This window comes from Sphingobacteriales bacterium, assembly GCA_016711285.1.
GTDB lineage: Bacteria > Bacteroidota > Bacteroidia > Chitinophagales > UBA2359 > JADJTG01.
The window spans coordinates 793,436-811,847 of sequence record JADJTG010000002.1 but is presented as its reverse complement, the minus strand read 5'-3'; the positions used below and the strand labels follow the sequence as shown (position 1 = coordinate 811,847).

13 protein-coding genes and 1 pseudogene are annotated in these 18,412 nt (G+C 39.7%); 6 read left to right on the top strand and 8 right to left on the bottom strand.

The window, feature by feature from the left end; all coding sequences use genetic code 11:
- Positions 1-80 precede the first annotated feature (80 nt).
- Both IPL35_03705 and rfaE2 read right to left on the bottom strand, forming a co-directional pair.
- On the bottom strand, positions 81-1,004 hold the full coding sequence (locus IPL35_03705) for an amidinotransferase (GenBank protein MBK8442560.1): 924 nt from the start codon (positions 1,002-1,004) through the stop codon (positions 81-83).
- A 114-nt stretch (positions 1,005-1,118) separates the two neighbouring features.
- Positions 1,119-1,613, bottom strand: coding sequence for a D-glycero-beta-D-manno-heptose 1-phosphate adenylyltransferase (gene rfaE2, locus IPL35_03700; protein ID MBK8442559.1), 495 nt, complete (start codon positions 1,611-1,613; stop codon positions 1,119-1,121).
- A gap of 319 nt (positions 1,614-1,932) precedes the next feature.
- Here rfaE2 and IPL35_03695 point away from each other — a divergent pair, with 319 nt between their 5' ends.
- The 3 genes from IPL35_03695 to IPL35_03685 all read left to right on the top strand — a co-directional run bounded on the left by IPL35_03695 (position 1,933) and on the right by IPL35_03685 (position 4,920).
- Complete coding sequence (locus tag IPL35_03695; protein MBK8442558.1) at positions 1,933-2,868, top strand: peptidoglycan-binding protein; 936 nt, start codon at positions 1,933-1,935, stop codon at positions 2,866-2,868.
- A gap of 791 nt (positions 2,869-3,659) precedes the next feature.
- A complete protein-coding gene (locus IPL35_03690; GenBank protein ID MBK8442557.1) occupies positions 3,660-4,475 on the top strand; it encodes an inositol monophosphatase in 816 nt (271 codons plus the stop codon).
- A gap of 85 nt (positions 4,476-4,560) precedes the next feature.
- Entirely contained in the window at positions 4,561-4,920 is a 360-nt protein-coding gene (locus tag IPL35_03685; protein MBK8442556.1) for a hypothetical protein, read from the top strand.
- Positions 4,921-4,977: 57 nt separating this feature from the next.
- Here the strand turns inward: IPL35_03685 and IPL35_03680 are convergent.
- The 3 genes and pseudogenes from IPL35_03680 to IPL35_03670 all read right to left on the bottom strand — a co-directional run bounded on the left by IPL35_03680 (position 4,978) and on the right by IPL35_03670 (position 7,986).
- A pseudogene (locus tag IPL35_03680) lies at positions 4,978-6,370 on the bottom strand (arginine decarboxylase).
- Between the two features lie 185 nt (positions 6,371-6,555).
- Positions 6,556-6,852 (bottom strand): isoamylase early set domain-containing protein, encoded by a 297-nt coding sequence (locus IPL35_03675; GenBank protein MBK8442555.1) that lies wholly within the window; start codon positions 6,850-6,852, stop codon positions 6,556-6,558.
- 207 nt (positions 6,853-7,059) lie between these two features.
- Positions 7,060-7,986, bottom strand: a complete 927-nt coding sequence (locus IPL35_03670; protein ID MBK8442554.1) for a 1,4-dihydroxy-2-naphthoate polyprenyltransferase — start codon at positions 7,984-7,986, stop codon at positions 7,060-7,062.
- A gap of 76 nt (positions 7,987-8,062) precedes the next feature.
- On the opposite strand from IPL35_03670, the gene rodA reads away from it, so the two are divergent.
- Entirely contained in the window at positions 8,063-9,496 is a 1,434-nt protein-coding gene (gene rodA / locus IPL35_03665; protein MBK8442553.1) for a rod shape-determining protein RodA, read from the top strand.
- A 23-nt stretch (positions 9,497-9,519) separates the two neighbouring features.
- Here rodA and IPL35_03660 read toward each other — a convergent pair whose 3' ends face one another.
- The 3 genes from IPL35_03660 to IPL35_03650 all read right to left on the bottom strand — a co-directional run bounded on the left by IPL35_03660 (position 9,520) and on the right by IPL35_03650 (position 12,332).
- Complete coding sequence (locus IPL35_03660; protein MBK8442552.1) at positions 9,520-10,008, bottom strand: TlpA family protein disulfide reductase; 489 nt, start codon at positions 10,006-10,008, stop codon at positions 9,520-9,522.
- Positions 10,009-10,255: 247 nt separating this feature from the next.
- On the bottom strand, positions 10,256-11,566 hold the full coding sequence (locus IPL35_03655; protein MBK8442551.1) for a hypothetical protein: 1,311 nt from the start codon (positions 11,564-11,566) through the stop codon (positions 10,256-10,258).
- 16 nt (positions 11,567-11,582) lie between these two features.
- Entirely contained in the window at positions 11,583-12,332 is a 750-nt protein-coding gene (locus tag IPL35_03650; protein ID MBK8442550.1) for a type III pantothenate kinase, read from the bottom strand.
- A gap of 749 nt (positions 12,333-13,081) precedes the next feature.
- Here IPL35_03650 and IPL35_03645 point away from each other — a divergent pair.
- Positions 13,082-16,237: a hypothetical protein gene (locus IPL35_03645; protein MBK8442549.1), complete on the top strand. Its 3,156-nt coding sequence runs from the start codon at positions 13,082-13,084 to the stop codon at positions 16,235-16,237.
- A gap of 96 nt (positions 16,238-16,333) precedes the next feature.
- On the top strand, positions 16,334-18,412 hold the full coding sequence (locus tag IPL35_03640; GenBank protein MBK8442548.1) for a hypothetical protein: 2,079 nt from the start codon (positions 16,334-16,336) through the stop codon (positions 18,410-18,412).

The following is an 18,412-nucleotide window of genomic DNA, read 5'->3' as shown; positions in this document are numbered from 1 at the left end:
GTAAAGCATTGACAAAGCAAAAATTATATTGTTTTTAAAAAGCAATAAAAACAGCTTTTTAAATAATTTTTTAACAAAGATTAAGCAATATCGGGCGCAAATACTTCTGCCAGCATACAGCGTGCACTGCCGCCGCCGAGTGTTTCGATGGTGTGGAGGGGCGAGTGCAGAATATCGCAATAGCGACTGATGCGCTCCACTTGTTCGTTGTTGAGGCTGTGGTAGGCTTGTGAAGAAAGCACCAGAAATCCTTTGTCGTATTTATTTTTTACTTGCAGCATATTGCCTGCAAAATGGTTCATTTGCTCCAATGTAATGGCGATTACTTCGTGACCGGTGGCCGCCAGTGACTTGTCGAGGTTGTTGCGTGCGCCCAAATCGCTGATACTTTCCAAGCACACTACCGCAAATTTTTCGCCGATGCACATCATGACGTTGGTATGATAAATTTCCTTGCCTTGCGCATCTAAGGCAGTAAAGGCTTCGCAGGCGTAGTTTTGGTCGGCGCACCATTGTTGCAGCAACGACAAATGGGTGCGCGGCGACACACAAGCATAGGCGATTTTATTTTCGCGGTCGAGAACCATACTGCCGGTTCCTTCCAAAAATATCTCTTTTGACTCGTAACCGGAATAATCTTTTATGGAAGAAAACCCAAATTGTGCTTGCATAGCGGCTACTATATCATTGCGCCGCTCTTCGCGCCGGTTGGGTGCTGCCATCGGATACAATATAATAGTGCCGTTGCGGTGAAAAGAAATCCAGTTGTTCGGAAAAATACTGTCGGGTGTATGTGGTTGCGGAGTATCGTCAAAAATGACTACTTCAATATCATTGTAGCGCAACATTGCCGCCATTGCTTCAAACTCTGTCAATGCCTGCTGCTGCGAAATCGCTGCTGTGTTTTGCGCCGTGCCATCTTGAAAAGCATTAGATGTCGCCGTTTGAGCATTGAACTCAAAACGAACCGGACGTATCATCATCAGGGTTGAAGTAATTTGCATAAACCGGTTTTTAAATGGAATAATACGATAATTGTTTGCTTTGAAAAGGCAAAGATAGTATAAAAATTGCGTGTAGCACGGCTTTTTGAAGCAAATAGCGACTGTAGCGGTGAATTAGGCGTTTTTAAGTCGCTCTATCATTTGAGTAGTGGAAGTGAAGTGAATAAACGGGATTGTTTGCACAATGCCGCCCGCCGCTTGTACCTCATCTGCTCCTATGATGTCTTTCAAGTCATAATCGCCGCCTTTTACGAGTACGGCGGGCTGTATTTGTTGAATGAGGCGATAGGGGGTGTCTTCCTCAAAAATAAGCACCGCCCCCACAAATTCCAGCGATGCCAACAGCAGTGCGCGTGCTGCTTCGTCGTTGATGGGGCGTGCAACTCCTTTGAGGCGGCGCACCGAAGCATCGCTGTTCAAGCCCACTATCAAAAAATCGCCCATATCGGCAGCTTTTTGCAAATAATCCAAGTGCCCGCTATGCACTATATCAAAACAGCCATTGGTAAATACCACTTTTTGCGGTTTAATTTGCCATAAAGCTCTGTGCTGCATTAAAGTGGCTTCGTCCCAAATTTTTGAGCGAATCCGTTCGCCGGTTGTTTTCATGGTTGTCGTAAAAAATAAAATAAGCAGCAGCAAAAATAAGAAAAACTATATTTTATTAATAATCAAATAGAAATATTGCTATTATTTAATGCTTTGTAAATTAATTTTTAAAAAAAATAATCCTGCAATAAACTTTTGCCTTGATTTACTATCTTACTACTTTGTCTGTACTTTGTCTATTTTGCTTTATTATTTATTTTTATATATTTGTTGTGTATAATAAAACAATTGACAATATTCTGTAAGTAGTTGTTTAATATGGACTATTGTATTAAAAATTAGATACTATTTTATACATATAATTTATTTTTTTATTATGATTAAAAATTTATTTAGCTTATTGTGGGTGCTTCCTTTTATGGTGGCAAGTGCTCAGGGTGTTTCAGACGATTTGCCACCCAACCCCGAATTTGGTAAATGCTACGCCAAATGTAAAATACCCGATTGTGTAGTACAAACTACCGAATCCGTAATGACTAAAGCTGCTTCGAAACGGGTAGAAATTATACCTGCACGCTACGAAACGCGCAACGAACAGGTATTGGTAAAAGAAGCAAGCCGTAAATTGGTGGTAGTACCTGCCACTTACGAAACCGTCAGCGAGCAAATTTTGCTGAAGCCCGCCGAGAAAAAACTCACCGAAGTGCCCGCCACTTACGAAAATGTCAGCGAGCAAATTTTGGTAAGCCCCGAAAGCGGTCGCTGGGTGAAGAAAAAAGTAGATCCTTCCTGCTTGTCGGCGAACCCCGAAGATTGTATGGTACAGTGCTACGAAAAAACGCCGGCACAGTACAAAACCATCACCAAAAGAGTAACAAAAACGCCTGCCACGACTAAAGAAGTGGAAATTCCGGCAGAATACAAAACTGTTACAAAACAGGTCATCAAAACGCCTGCCACTACCAAAGAAGTAGAAATTCCGGCAGAATACAAAACCATCACTAAACAAGTAGAAGTAGAACCCGCCCGCACCCGCGAAATCGAAATTCCGGCGGAATATACTACTATCAAAAGCAAAATTGTAGCTGACAATGCCGGATATACCAATTGGTACGAAGTGGTATGTGCCAGAGATATGAGTGACGGACTTGTGAAAAATTTGCAGGAAAAATTACAGGCACAGGGCTACGATGTGGGCACAATTGACGGTATTATGGGCAGCAAAACAAAAAATGCACTCGTAAAATACCAACAAGATCATAAATTGCCTATCGGTAACTTGAATAAAGAAACAATGGCGGCTTTAGGCTTATAAATAATAAAATATTAAAAATTTCGGCAGGTGGTAATACATTTTGCCGAAATTTTTTGTTTTATTTGTAGCACAACTCAACCTAAAATATTATTTTTTTTGTTTATTGGTTTTTTATACAAACTTAAATGTTTGATAATAAATATTTTATAGCAAAAAAACAAAAACGTACTGATTTATCGCCGAAAAATTGATTTTTTATTTAAAAAACAAAAGATGATTTATATTTGAAAACCATTTTTCATTCCGATTCCATAGAAATACGCGATTATCCTTTTGCGCCCGCTACTGTTCATAAAGCTCCTTTTATTTTTGCCGAGCAAATTCAGGAAGTAAATACCAAAAACGAGCCGCCGCATATCATTATTAATCGCAATGAGGTTATTTTCTTAAACTCCACCGATGCAGCCGCCCTAATTGCCTTTGCAGCCGCCCACCAACTGCCCGATGTGCAACGATTTGATATTTGGGCTGCTATCAATGAGCCTTTCTTGGAGCATACTCCTTCTGCCGAACAGCAAATGCAAACCATCGCTTTGTTGCAGGAAAATGGTATGAATAAAATGGAAATTTTAGACCTGCGCGATGCTATGAAAGATGCAATGAGCGATTGGACTGCCCTCAACTGGGACTGCGATTACTTGGGGCATTATGAAGTATTGCTCCAACGAAAAAATACGTCTTTTTGGCAGCGGGTTTCTAAAGATTTTTATTGGCGCACAATGGATATTGCGTTGCGCAACCAGAACAAAAAAACGGTAAACACCGCACCTGCCACTTCTGCTACGGTACACATGAAACCGCCGTCTGTGCCGCCTTTGGAAAAATTGTGCAAACAAGCCATTAAAGCGGCAGCGCAAGCGGCTAAGTGTATTTCGCAATACAGCCAAAACCGTCAGCAATGGCAGGTAGAAGAAAAAAGCCATAATCAGTTGGTGTCGCTTGTGGACAGAACGGCGGAGCAAATTATAGTACAAACTTTGCAAAAGGCTTTTCCCGAAGCTGCTTTTATCACCGAAGAAAATACGGTGGCTCAACAGGAGGCGGAGTGGCGGTGGGTAATTGACCCGCTTGACGGTACTACCAATTTTGTGCATGGCGTACCGCCTTTTTCGGTGAGTATTGCGCTATTGCACAAGAACGAAGCTGTAATTGGAGTAGTACACGAAGTGGTATCAGGCGAAGTGTTTTCGGCGTGGGAAGGCGGCGGTGCATTTTGCAACGGAAAAAAAATAAATGTATCGGCTCGTCGGCGGCTCGCCGACAGTTTGGTGGCTACGGGTTTTCCGTATTACGATTACAGTGGCAGCGACAGCTATTTGGCGGTGCTGAAACATCTGATGCGCCACACACGCGGCATCAGGAGGCATGGCTCGGCAGCCGTTGATTTGAGCTATGTGGCGGCGGGGCGTTTTGATGGTTTTTTTGAATACAGCTTGCAGGCGTGGGACGTGGCGGCGGGCATTTGTTTGGTCAAAGAAGCCGGCGGAAAAATATCCGATTTCGGCGGCGGTAATGACTATTTATTTGGCAAAAGCATTATTGCCGCCAATCCGCAAATATTGGAAGAATTAAAGCCGCTTATTAAAAATGCTTTTAAAAAACAATGAAATATAGGTTATATTTGGAGTAAAGTTCATTGTATTTCTGGTAAATAATTCTTATTTCTAATTCCAAAACATACAAAAAAACGCTATGGTGCAAATAGAATTAGCACAACAAATTGCTAAAGAACTCCAAGATGATGCCTTAGCGCAGCATCCTGTTGATAATTTGGACGCTTTGCGCCTTCATGTAGCCGATGTTGTACAGCAACACATAGAAAACAACATGGAACGCCTCCTACAGATGCTCTACATTATGGACATCAGCGAAGAAAAAATTAAAAAAACGCTTGTAAGTCACAGCGAAGAAGCTACCCCTCTTTTACTCGCCGACCTTATTATTGAGCGAGAAATGCAAAAAATGCAAACCCGTCAAGCTTATCGCCTACAACATCAGCATCTGCAAGAAGAAATTCAAGATGACGAGGAATTGAAAGAAGAACTGTGGTAAAAAAAAGAAGCTGCTATTGTTTTTTATTAAAAATAATAACAGCCTCTTTGTCTTTTTTTAATATCCCAAAATACGCAACATATCTTCCGGCTTTTGCTCCTGCGCAAATACGCGGCTCGTAAAACCGCCGTTTTGTTCGTCATCGTCCACCAATATCAATTTCGGGGAAGGAATGAGGCAGTGCTTCGTGCCACCAAATCCCGACAAAGACTCCTGATAAGCCCCGTATGAAAAACCCCACATACAAAGGCTCTTTGGCATCATATACCGGCAGGTTAATTTGGTTTTGGCTCACTTCACTGTTGTAGTAGTCGCTGCCGTCGCAACTTAGCCCACCGATATTTACTCGCCGATATTCGCGATTCCACCGGTTGATGGGCAATACAATAAATTTTTGTGAAATGCCATAAATATCCGGCATAGTGGTCATCAGCGAATTATCCACCATATACCACAATTCTTTGTCGTTTTGTAGTTTTTCGCCCAACACTTTAAATACTATTACGCCGCTTTCTCCCACCGTAAAATTACCAAATTCAGTGTATAAATCAGGTACGGGTACGTTTTCATCTTGACATTTTTGTTGTATTTGGCGCACCACCTCCTCTATCATATATTCATAATCATAATTAAAATCCAAGGAATACTGAATAGGCAAGCCGCCGCCCAGATTGAGTTTGGTAAGATAGGGATTAATTTGGCGCAATCTGCAATATACCCGCAACACTTTTGCCAACTCGCTCCAATAATATACCGTATCCTGTATGCCTTTGTTGATGAAAAAATGCAACATTGAAAGCTCCAAATTCGGATTAGGCTTTATTTTTTCTAAATACAACTGTTCAATATCGCTGTAGCGGATACCCAAACGCGAAGTATAAAACTCAAAATTAGGTTCTTCGTCGGCGGCAATACGAATACCCAAACTGCACTCCACGCCGGCTTCTATATAAGCGTTGATTTCGTCTAAATTATCCAGCACCGGAATTACATTCTTGAAGCCGTCCCGTATCAAGGCGATAATATTGTCGGTATAGGCTTTGGGTTTGTAGCCATTGCAAATAATAATTTGCTCTTTATTCAGGCTGCCGCGCTCATAGAGTTTGCGCACCAAATCCACATCATACGCACTTGAAAGCTCCAAATGCACCTGATTTTTCAGCACTTCATCTAATACAAAAGAAAAATGAGAGCTTTTGGTACAAAAACAATAAAAATATTGTCCATTGTAGTGGAGTTTTTTGATAGAGTCGTTGAAAATGCGCTTTGCTTTTTGAATTTGTGAACTGATTTTCGGCAAAAAAGAAATGCGCAATGGCGAGCCGTATTCGCGAATCACAGACATTAAATCCAAACCATTGAAAAGCAAAGAGCTGTGGTCGTTTAATGCAAAACCTGTTTGAGGAAAATAATAGGTTTGATTAATGAGGTCGTAATAGGTGTTTTTCAACTTTCCGAGCGTGTATTTAAAAAGGGATAGAGAAAATAAATTAAACTTTTGTTGTTGTGATAATTTTTAGGCTACAAAAATAATCAACTTACAGTATTCTTAATGAAATACGCCAAAAATAAAAAAGGATTGTTTTGACTTGCAAAACAATCCTTTTTACATTGAATAATAATCTCTTGTACTTATCAGATAGTCACTACTGAATTTTCTGCGCCAAACGGAGAAACTACCCATTTATCGGCTTCTTCGTCATTTTCCCAGCGAGTTCCGTCAATCAAATAACGAAATTGATATTCGCTGCCTTTTTCGAGTTCTACTTCAGCTTTGTAGCTGCCGCGCGACAAGCTCATCGGAGTAGCCTTGCTGTCCCAGTTGTTAAAATCGCCCAACAATGCGATATTTTTAGCCTCAATAGTTTTGGGCAATGAAAAAGTCACTTTGCAAGTGCTTTGTTTTTTAGAATAAGATTTTTTAATACTCATTTTTTAAAAATTATGTGTTTGATAAAAAATGAAATACAAAGGAACAATAAAGCAACACAACAGATATGAAAGAAATATCAATAAAAATATTACCTTAAATAATTTGTAACGCTTAATTACTCCTAAATATTTAAATTTTGCCGCAAAGGTACATACTTTTTTTTAATATTAAAAATATTTTATTCTGTCTGAGTTGTTTTCTGTTGTTTATATATTTAAAGAAATACCAGCCAACAGCGAAAAGAAAAAAGTGCCGAGTGCCAGTTGTTTGAGCAGAGGATTGAGAACGGCGGGATCTTGTGTGTGCCATACGGTATTCAAATTGCTGAACAACAAAGGAATAATGAGCAAAAACAGCCAGTGCTGTATTTGGGCAGGTTCGTTGAAATGATACACATACACAGCCATACTCATTAAGGGCAGCAATAGTAAAAATGTGTGGTAAATTTTGGAACGATACGCACCCAAGCGCACCGCCATTGTTATTTTGCCGCTATGGGCATCTTCGGTGCGGTCGCGCATGTTGTTGAGATGCAGCACGCCCACGCTCAAAGCTCCTATCGCCGTAGCGGGTAGCAGCAGTGCCGCCTCCCAATGATGACAAAATAAATAGAAAGTGCCGCATACGCCCACTACGCCAAAAAATATAAATACCGATATATCGCCCAAGCCGATGTAGCCGTAGGGACGTTTGCCCACGGTATATTTGATGGCGGCGGCAATGGCGAGTAATCCCAAACCCAAAAACAGTAGCGACTTTAACAGAGGCAGCCCTGCCGCCGCTATCAGCGCAATACCCGACACCAAACACAACAAAGCGCACACCATGATGGCTCGCAGCATCGCCGCCGCTGCTATTGCCCCACTTTGTACGGCGCGTGCAGGTCCGACACTCCTCCGCGCATCTACACCCGAAACACTATCGCCATAGTCGTTGGCTAAATTGGACAAAATTTGCAGCAACAGCGTAGTCAGCAGTGCCAACAATAGAATTTTATTGCTGAAACACCCTTCTTTTTTTGCCAAAAAACTGCCCAAAAATATGCTTGACAAAGAAAGTGGCAGGGTGCGCAAACGAAAAGCGTGCAGCCAGGGACTAAAAGAAACGGCGGCGGCCGATAAAACAGGACTCATAAATCGGGCAAAAGGTGGTTAATCTTAAAATGCAAAGTATTTTTACTACTTTTGTCCGCAAAAGTAAGCATTCATAATGGCTTATTCAAACCGTCAGCAAGCATTAGAAGCCTCTACCGCCACCGACTGGCTTTTAGTGGGATTATATTTTTTATTGGTGTGTTTCGGCTTGGCAGCTATTCTTACTGCCAACTACGAGCCTATGTCTTGGGATACCTTCAATTTGTCGGAATTTCTGGACTTGCGTATAGGCAGGCAAACTACCTGGGCTTTGGGAAGTGTGATAGTGGCTTTTTTAATTCAACTGTTCGATAATCGTTTCTTTTCGTTGTCGGCTTACCTGATTTATGGCTTGGTGCTGTTGCTGCTCGTTGCTGTATTGTTTTTGGGTAAAGAAATAGCGGGTTCTCATTCGTGGTTTGATTTTGGATTTGGGCGTTTTCAGCCCTCAGAACTGGCAAAAACGGCAACCGCTTTGGCATTGGCTAAATATCTGAGCGGATTAAACGTAAATATCCGCTATTTAGAACCCAAAATTATCAGTGCCATTATCATTATTATCCCTGCGTTTTTAATTATTTTACAAGGCGATATGGGTACTGCCCTCGTATTTAGTGCCTTTCTATTGCCGCTTTATCGCGAAGGGCTGGCTTCTATTTTTTTGATATTGGGTATTATTTTTATCGCTTTATTCTTTGGTACCTTGTTTTTTTCACAAGCCTTAGTTAATCTGTTTGTAGTTGTCGTTATTAATGTATTTGCGGTGTCTGCTTTGTGGTACAAACGCCGCGAATGGATAACCATTGTTGTAGCAAGTGCTATTTTGTTGGTATTATCTTTTGTGGTAGGGCAAGAATGGGAAATTGCCTTATTGGTATTGATGGGTAGTGCTTTGGTAGTGTTTTTTTTGTTGTACCATCAGCTCAATCGTCCTTCTTTCGGTGTTATCAGTTTGTTGCTGGCGACAATGTTGTACGTTCATTCTATCAGTTATATTTATACTTCATTGCTCAAACCACACCAAAAAGGGCGTATAGATGTATTGCTCGGCAAAGTGGACGACATCAAAGGTTTGGGATATAACCTCCACCAATCAAAAATCGCTATCGGGGCGGGTGGCTTGTGGGGAAAAGGTTATTTACAAGGGCTGCAAACCCAAGGAAATTTTGTGCCCGAACTCAGCACTGATTTTATTTTTTGTACCATCGGCGAAGAAATGGGCTTTGCAGGCAGCAGTATTTTTATTCTGCTGTATTTGGCTTTTCTTATCAGAATTATTTTTGTTGCCGAACGACAGAAGTCCAAGTTCAGCCGAATTTACGGCTATGGCGTGGCTTCTATTTTCTTTTTTCATTTTTTGGTCAATATCGGAATGACTATCGGTATTTTACCCATCATTGGTATTCCTTTGCCTTTAATCAGCTACGGCGGTTCTTCGCTGCTCAGTTTTACGATTTTGCTCTTCTTGATGGTGCGCTTAGATGCCCGCCGCCGCGATATGGCGCATTAAAATTCCGTAAAAAATATTTTTCTTTACAAAAAAGCCTTCAAAGCCGCCAGCATTTCGGGGCTGTTCCATTGCTGCCCTCCGCCAAACTTTGCTACTACTTTTCCGTTTTTGATGATATATGTTTGAGGAATATACAAAACGCCGTACATTTTGATGCTTTTGGGCGACTGGCAATACAAAAATCCATAGTCATCGTGGCGTTGCCGATAGTGTTGGAGTGTTTCCGTTTTTTCGTCGGATAATACCACAAATTGATACCCCAAAGGCTCTAACTCGCGGCGTGCTGCCTCCAACAGCGGCTTCTCCTCATTACACGGCGGACACCACGTTGCCCAAAAATTCAATAAAATCGTTTTGTCTTTAAACCGTGCATCGCTCCATTGCACCGCATTGCCCTCCAAATCGCGCATTTCTATATGTTCGGGGTGTATTCTGAAGATGTTACAATGCCACGCACTCAGGCAAAATAACAGAAATAAACCATAAATTTTATACGAAAAATTCCATTTCATAAAATTCAAAGAAAAATATAAAGGATAATAAAAACGGGGAGTAATTGTTTCTTTTTTTCAGGTGATTGAATAATAAAACAACAGCGAGCAGAGCGAAGTAGTTTATTTTATTGTCAATTTTTCTTTTTCTATCTGCCCCTGATACACAAAAAGAGCAGATGTCAGCGTGTTTTTTCTGTCAATCTGCTCTTTTTTTAAAAAAAATAATATTGTGATTTTTTACAAAAATCAGCAATGGTAAGCCGCTTTAATCATATTTGCGTTTAAGAAACCAAATGTCGTTGAGCGTCAAACCTATCGCAAAACGGAAAAAGCTGTCTTGGTATAAATTTTTCTCTGTACTGCCTTTTTGCCCACCTTCAAAAGCCACATTCAACTGAGATACACCGCGCTTGCTGAGGGGCATACCTGCTCCAAATGTAATGCCGTATTCCGGCAAATCCACCCCGCTGATTTGCAAAGCACCCTGATCGTAGTAGCCGCCGAAGCGGTAGGATATGTTTTTGAAAAATGAACTGTTGTTTTTTTCCGGAAAAGTAGAGCCTCCAAAACTGATGCGCCAGTTGTCTTTCCAAACCGCCTCGCCCTGCGTACCAAAAACGTGGTTTAGGCGTTGCTGCGCCTCCAAATGCAAACGCCAGTTTTTTCCCAACAAACCCACACCGCCTTTGTAAGTGGCGGGCAACGATTGCGAAGTGTTGCCATAAGAGCGGTTGTACAATTCGGTATCCCAAGGAGAACCTGCCAAAAATCGCTGCCAATAAGTAGCGCGGCTGATGTGCAAAGAAGACCCCAACTCCGCTGATAAGCCTACTGTTAGATACAAAGGTTTGTCGCCTTCTTTGATTTGCGGTTGCCATTGCAGCCCCACGCCCGCCACCCAGCCTTTGTGCTGGCTGATATCGTTGAAGCGCGTATCAAAAATATATCCTGTGCTGTCAAAATTTTCGCGCAAGCCGATATAATTGGCAGTGATGGATTTGTCGGTAGTGCCAAACAAATACGATACATTTACGCCCGCCGAAAATGTTTTGTAGCGAAAGCCATTGCCCCAAAACACACGATACAAAGTGCCGTCGCCGATGTAGGTGTATTTTACTTCGCCGATGTCGGCTAAACTGTCGTTTTTGAAAATATCGTAAGAAGTGCGGCTGTATGGCATAATGCCGGCGGCACTGCCCCAAAATTTGGTAATCGGAAATGCCAACGCTAAATACCCTACCGACATATCGCCCGATTTATTGGATATGATGCCGTTTTCGGTACTGGTACGATGCCCGCCGATGCCCACTTCGTAAGTAGAAAAAGCAAGGGCTGTATAAGATGCCGGATTATCAAAATTGATATTGTAGGGTGTGCGCAACGAAGCACCTATATTGCCCATAGCGCGGCTGAAAGCAAACTTTGTGTTCGCCATATCTCCCAATCCGTAATAAGAATATACAGAAGTGGGGCGGTCTATGTTGGGGTCTATTTGCTGGGCAACAAGAGCTTGTCCTTTGAGTAAGCAGGCGAGTAAACAGCCAACAGCAAAAATAAAAGAAATGGGTTTCATCAAAAAAATAAAGCGTAAGCTAGGGTTTATCAATAGGTGTGTAATGATATTGTAAAATTTTATGTAAGCCGAACAATACAGCATTCGGCTGCAAAAATAGGGGAATTTTTAATAAAGAAGCCAATAATGGCGCACTGCCGCCTGTGAGCAATACCTGACACTCCCCAAAACGCCGTCGGTAGCGATGTACGGTTTGCTCTATTTCGGCGGTTGTTCCGTACAAAACACCGCTCTGAATAGCGTGTTGGGTGCTGTTGCCGATGAAGTCGGCGGGCGGCGGCGCATCTATAGCCACCAGCGGCAAACGCGCCGTAAAATGGTGCAAAGCCTTGTAGCGCATATTGACACCCGGTGCAATAGCTCCACCCCAAAAACAAGCGGCGGCATCTGTAAAATTGTAGGTGAGACAAGTGCCCCCGTCGATAGCCAGCACATTGCGCTGCGGAAACAAATAATGCGATGCCACCGCCAATGCCATACGGTCGCGCCCCAGTGTTTCGGGCGTGGCGTAGCGGTGCGTCAGTGGCAGGGGAGTGGTGGGCGTAAAAAAAATGAAATTCGGCTGCTGTGCCACCCACGCCGCCAAAGCGGGAGTCGGTTGCGCCACCGATGATACAATGCCGTATTGTACCGGAAACTGCTGCAAATATGCCTCTATTTCGGCAGGAGTGATGATACCGTTGATGATACTTCGGTGCTGCAACACATCGGTAGCGTCAAATACGGCAATTTTGGTGCGGCTATTGCCGATGTCAATACAAATATTCAAAAGCTATGGAACTATGGGTGATTTTTCGTTACAAAAATACAGGATTTCTATTTTCGGCAGACGGCAAAATCCTGTAAAATCCCTTTACCGTACTTAGCTAACGTGAAAAAGGTAGGTTGGCGTTGCGTGGCTGCTGTTATTTTTTGGTATATTTTTGCTAAAAAGCAGTGTATTATTTTTTATAACAGATTGATATACTGTATATTTTTATTGTTGCGTTTTGGGTAGATAGTTGGTTTGATAAAAAAAGTTTTCTTCATAAGATTAAGTTTTACAGAGTTTTTATTATTTTCTATTATTATTATAAATCAATCATTTATGATCATAATACAGCATTAAATACCTCAAAACAAGTTTAATTATTATTGATTTCTTGTACTATCGTACAAAGATTTTTATAAAAAAAACAATATTTTAAAAATAAAAAATAAATCATATCGTTTAATAAATCATTAAACGGAACATACTACTTTTTTGAAATTACCAAATTATTAAAATGATAAATAAAATGTTAAAATCTAAAAAAAACTTTGAAGTATCATAACGTTAGTTTATATTTGTTCGTATAAGCTATCACTGTAAAGAAACATTAACATACGAAAAACTACGCTAAGACTAATTCTTAAATATTAACAAAAAAACATAGAAAATTTACTATTTTCTTGCTAAGATGCCTCATAACATTTTAGACAGGGGAGGACTGTTTTAATTATATTTATTTTATTTATTAAACAAAAAATTGAAAAACTATGGCAACACTATTGAATGCCTCACAGACCAACGAGATTAAACAAACTGTTTTTAAGTTTGTAGTAATTCGCAACGCCAAAAAATTTAGCGTACCTACTGCGAATAAATCCTATAATATAGCAGCAAAAACTGCTTTTTTTGATGCACTCGCTAATTTAGTGGCAGATAAAGTTACGCCTTCTGCCGATTTGTTAGACAGGATTTGTAAACGTATTACAGAGGCATTTAAAAAAGGAGAAATCGTCAGCGAAAAAGAAACAATAAAACGGATTGTTTCACCGGAGTTAATCGCGTTTTCAGATTGGTTAAGTATAAACAGGAGTAGCTTGACACTGGAAAACACAATGGCAAATATGCCGTCAAAAGAAAAATTACTGAGTGTAGAAACAGAAGCTAAACTTTGGGATACATTATTTGCTTTTGTAATACAAGGACACGCCAACGAAATCACCTATTCTATTATTTCTTTATTAAAGGCTCAATATGTAGTAAATAATCTGCTGACAGCTAAAAAAGCAACTATAGAATCATTAAAGAATTGGGCAAAGGCAGAGGTTATATTACCGAAAGAAATATTTCCATTACCAAAAAGATTGTTTGAAATTGTTGCTACGGACAGCACCCCTGTAACATCTACAAAAACTATTGATATAGCAGCTTTGCTGAACCGTATTGATATGTTTACGCTTGCTATAGAGGAATTAGAGGAGGATTATGCTCGTCAGGTGGAGATAAACCGTTTTAATGATACACAGACAGAACCATCAAAAGATGGTGCTACGCGAACGAATCTGAGCCGAGATATAAAGTTATCGGACTTTAAAACTTATAGCGAAACCACGCAAAAGGCATTGGCTGAAGTAAAAGCCGAAATAATTTACAGCTTTGATTTTGTTATCAGTTTGTTGAAAAAACAGAAAAGAAAAGCGATGAATACTCTTTGGAGCCAAGTATCTTTGAAACAACAAATAGTACAAGTAGGAGGTGCTTTATGGGCAAGGGGTAATGAGCTCAATCCTGATATTGTAGATACCACTTTTTCGCACAACAGCGGCGGTAGTAGCACTCCTTGTTGTACTGATATTACTAAAGATAATTCCCAAGACTGTTGTAAACCCCCGCTTTACCGAGTAGGTGATTATATGCGCGTGGAGCAAACCCTGTGTTGCTACAAACCCGGGGAGGTAGCCCATATTGAAAATATATTGCAGGGCGAATACAAAGAGCGCGTAACTCGCCGTTTGTTGCGCAACGAAAGCACCACCACCACCACTAATGAGCGCAGCCGCGAAAGCGAAAAGGATAGCACCAGCACCGACCGAAACGAGTTGCAAAAAGAAACTTCTTTAGCTTTACAACAAAATAAACAGTTTAATGTACATGGAGGACTTGATATTAGCTGGAGCAAGATTCATGTATCTGCAAGTGCCGACTATGCAAGCAGTACAGCTTCGGAGCAAGCTATGCAGCAGGCTACTACATTGGCAAAGGAGGTGACTGAAAGAGCAGTGGAACGCATTACAGAGCGCGTAAGTGAGGAACGGATTTCAAAAATGATAGAGGAATATGAAGAAACCAATAAACACGGCTTGGACAACCGAGGTGAAGGAAGCAAGCATGTAGTAGGTACTTTCAGATGGGTAGATAAAATATATGATGTGCAGGTAATGAACTACGGCAGACGCATGATATTGGAGTTTATGATACCCGAGCCTGCCGCTTTTCATCTGGCTGCTACTTATCAAAATGCCGTACAAAATGGGGATAATCTCATAAAACCCATAGACCCACGTTCAGAAGATATAGAAAATATATTTAATGCTGTTGAAAATTTGAACGGTACTGTTACAGGTCCTTTTACCCATCATTCCTTAATAGATGAATTTAATTATGCTGTTTTAGCTGCACAATATGGAGCTGTAGTATCTCCTCCTCCAAAAGATACTACTATATCCTCTTGTATAGATGCCACTAAAAGGGAGGGACCCTTAGATTTACATGGCTCAGGATTAAGTATAATAAAATCTCACTCTGATATATTGACTATACCGGAAGGTTATGTAGGTGTAAAAGCAGAAATTAGAGTTGATTTTGACTGGTATTTATATAGTAGTACTGATATGTATTCGGCCGTGTCTGTTTTTATTGGTACAGAAAAATTATGGTTTGAAGGAGGAAATGAGGAAGAAGGTAAATACGGAGAAATAATCTTTGATGAAGATAGTAGTCTATACGATATTGTTCCTGTATCATATAGAGTCAGAAATTCTGAGTTTTTCAGGTTAAATATTACGGTACTCTGTAAACCATCAAAGCAAACTTATGAAAAATGGCAATTAGAAACATATAATAAAATTTTAGAATCTTATTATAATGCCTTAAATACCTATGAAACTGCTTTAATGGAGTTGGATAATAGTAATACCTCAACATTTAGTAATACAAATCCTTCATTAAATAGAATTATTGAACTACAAGAGTTAAAAAGAGGAGTAATACAACAACTTTTTACTCTGTATAGTCATAATTTTTATTTAGGCTCAACGGCTGTATCTTATGCACCAAGACCTGGAGCAAATAACCCTTTAATATATGACTGGACGACATTTTCTGTAAGTCGTTGTAGTGCGCCAACAACAAAATATGATTGTATTAACATTTTAGAAAACAACATCGCTCGCTTTTTTGAAACGGCTATTGATTGGAATTTGATGAGCTATGAGTTTTTGCCCTATTATTGGGCTTATAAATGTCGTTGGAAAAAAATATACCAACTCAATAATGACGACCTTCTTTTTCAGAGTTTTTTACAGGCAGGGCAAGCCCACTTGATGGTACCGGTAAAACCGGGTTTTGAACGTGCTTTGATTTTCTTTATCCAAAATGGCTACCTCTACGATGGCACTGCTCAGGAAATTCCTTTGGTGGAAGACGAAACCATCATTGATTTGCTGAAGGATTTGGAAGAAATAAAAGAAAATGAACCAATACCGGGCGAATCGTGGTCTTTGCGTTTGCCCTCCACGCTCACTGTGTTGCAGTGCGAATCGGGTTGTGTGGACGAAAAAGGACTGCCTTGTAATTGTTCGCCGCAAGATGCCGTAGGCACTGTGGGACACCCCCTCACCGGTGCCAGCAACGAGATAAAAGCGTAATGTAGTTCTCTCTTTCGTACCTCGCTACTCGTTTTTTAGTAGTAGCGAGGGCGAAAGAGAATTTTTTAACATTTTAATCACATATCCAACTGTGTTATGACTTTATCCGAACTTTTATATCAACAGCAATTCCCTCAATTTCCCCACATACCCAGCCCTGTAAGTTGGGGGCAGTATAATTTGCACGAATTGGCTGTCAATAAATTTAATAATTTCAGACAGGCTACACTTGGAGCTTTTACCATTTATGTGGGTGGCAACAATACTCAAAGCCCCGAGGAGTTGCAGAACTACATTTATGAATATTGCAACTTAGCGATTGGGAAATTTAACGATGAAGGGGTTTTTGATACCAATTTATATCTTAATTTACGGATATTTATCTCTTATGATGGAGCCTACCTGCTCGAAACCTATCAACTGCTTGAAAAAGACATAGGTAGCAATGATTTGGCGGTATTTATAGAAATCCCCCAAAAAGATATTTTTTCTGATGCAGTACTCTTAATTCGGGCAGGGAGTGATATAAAAAAAGAAGCAGCTGCGGCTATTTTCTCCAACAAATTTTGGGTACAACAACAAAATTTTCCGATTCAGATCACGCAAGAGCAAGTCAATGCTTTACTGAGCTATTTTGGTTCAAACGACGGATTTATTGACACACTTTTTGCCACTGCCTATCATTGGTATGCTCAAGGTACTGATTTTATTTATCAAAATACCCTCGTTTTTCTTACCAAAAAAAGTATTAATATATTATATGATATCGCCGATTTTTATGCAAAAACGCTACACATTGAAGAAAAATACTGGAATAACACCCATCGTGATTATGCACTTGCAGATGTAGCTCAGGCTATTGAATATATAAAAGAGAAATCAAAAACAATAGATGCCTATCTGGCAAAAGATACGTTGCCTGCTTGGCTACAAGAGGGACTTCGTATCTTTCAATCTATAATAGATAGTTTTTTATTTGTATTCGAAAAACTTAATCAGGCTTTTACCGATGTTTGGGCGCTTGTATGTGGTTTTTGGAATGGTTTGATGGATTTCATTAGTGATATATTTTCATTACTTGCCTTATTAGTAGAAACAGTAGAGGTTTTGGATAATCAAGAATATTATAAGGTATTGGTATTAGAACATCTTGATAATATCTTGCAAGCCATTCTCAGAATAGATGTAGAAAACTTTTTCAATAAATTTGAAGAAATATGGGATTTATTGCAAAAAAGATACAATAAATTATGGAATATTAATAGAACTGAAGTGCATTATTATCTGGGATATGCGATATTTGCTATCCTCGATGTTGAAATTGCGGGATTATTGATATTGAGCAACGCCAGAATATCGGAAAAAATAGTAGCAGAAATAGTAGAAGAAATTAACGGATTTGCAAAAAAAAGACCCATACTTCCGAATCCAAATGCCCCAAAAAGCAAAAAAAAATCTGTAAAAAGCATAATTAAACAAGTTCAAAAAACACGACAAGAGTTAGAAGCCGCAGAAAAAAATATAAAAGAAATAGAAAATGCTGTAAAGGATTGGTTGAAATATAAAGATAAAATAATAGCAGATTACAAAAAACTACGTGAAAAATTTAAGTCAAAAAATATTGGTACCCTTTGGAAACGAAAAATAAAAGAAATACATTTAGAATCAGATGAGCTAAAAGCATTATACGGAAAATATATTGTAGATTACCCCGGATTAGCCGAATATTTTAATCAGGCAATTTTTAAAATCACTATTTTTAAATCCGGTAAAAAATTGGACCCAATAACAGAGTATTTTATTTCAGGAAGTTTAAAAAAAATGAAAGAGTATTTTGGCAACCCGCCAAAATTACCTAAGGAGGCAAGTGATATATTGGATGATTTGGATAGTTTTAATAAATTTGTAGAGGGTGCAATAGATAAGGATGGAAGGCGAAGAGGATTTGATACGGAAATTAAATTTATTTTTAATTTTTTAAAAAAACATGCCCATAAGGGCAATCGTTTTGAGATAGAAATAACATCACTCATAAAAGTATGTACTTCTTGCGACCGCGAATTATTAATATTACAAGAATATATGCGCCGACAAGGAAAAACACTTATTTTTATCATAAAACACAATAAAGAATTAAAAAATTTTGAAGCGGTACAAAAAGAATTAAATATATAA

Bases quoted from the DNA above. Each gene is read 5' to 3' on its own strand.
- IPL35_03705 (MBK8442560.1), bottom strand. From the start codon at position 1,004: ATGCAAATTACTTCAACCCTGATGATGATACGTCCGGTTCGTTTTGAG.
- rfaE2 (MBK8442559.1), bottom strand. From the start codon at position 1,613: ATGAAAACAACCGGCGAACGGATTCGCTCAAAAATTTGGGACGAAGCC.
- IPL35_03690 (MBK8442557.1), top strand. From the start codon at position 3,660: ATGAAACCGCCGTCTGTGCCGCCTTTGGAAAAATTGTGCAAACAAGCC.
- IPL35_03685 (MBK8442556.1), top strand. From the start codon at position 4,561: ATGGTGCAAATAGAATTAGCACAACAAATTGCTAAAGAACTCCAAGAT.
- IPL35_03675 (MBK8442555.1), bottom strand. From the start codon at position 6,852: ATGAGTATTAAAAAATCTTATTCTAAAAAACAAAGCACTTGCAAAGTG.
- IPL35_03670 (MBK8442554.1), bottom strand. From the start codon at position 7,986: ATGAGTCCTGTTTTATCGGCCGCCGCCGTTTCTTTTAGTCCCTGGCTG.
- rodA (MBK8442553.1), top strand. From the start codon at position 8,063: ATGGCTTATTCAAACCGTCAGCAAGCATTAGAAGCCTCTACCGCCACC.
- IPL35_03660 (MBK8442552.1), bottom strand. From the start codon at position 10,008: ATGAAATGGAATTTTTCGTATAAAATTTATGGTTTATTTCTGTTATTT.
- IPL35_03645 (MBK8442549.1), top strand. From the start codon at position 13,082: ATGGCAACACTATTGAATGCCTCACAGACCAACGAGATTAAACAAACT.
- IPL35_03640 (MBK8442548.1), top strand. From the start codon at position 16,334: ATGACTTTATCCGAACTTTTATATCAACAGCAATTCCCTCAATTTCCC.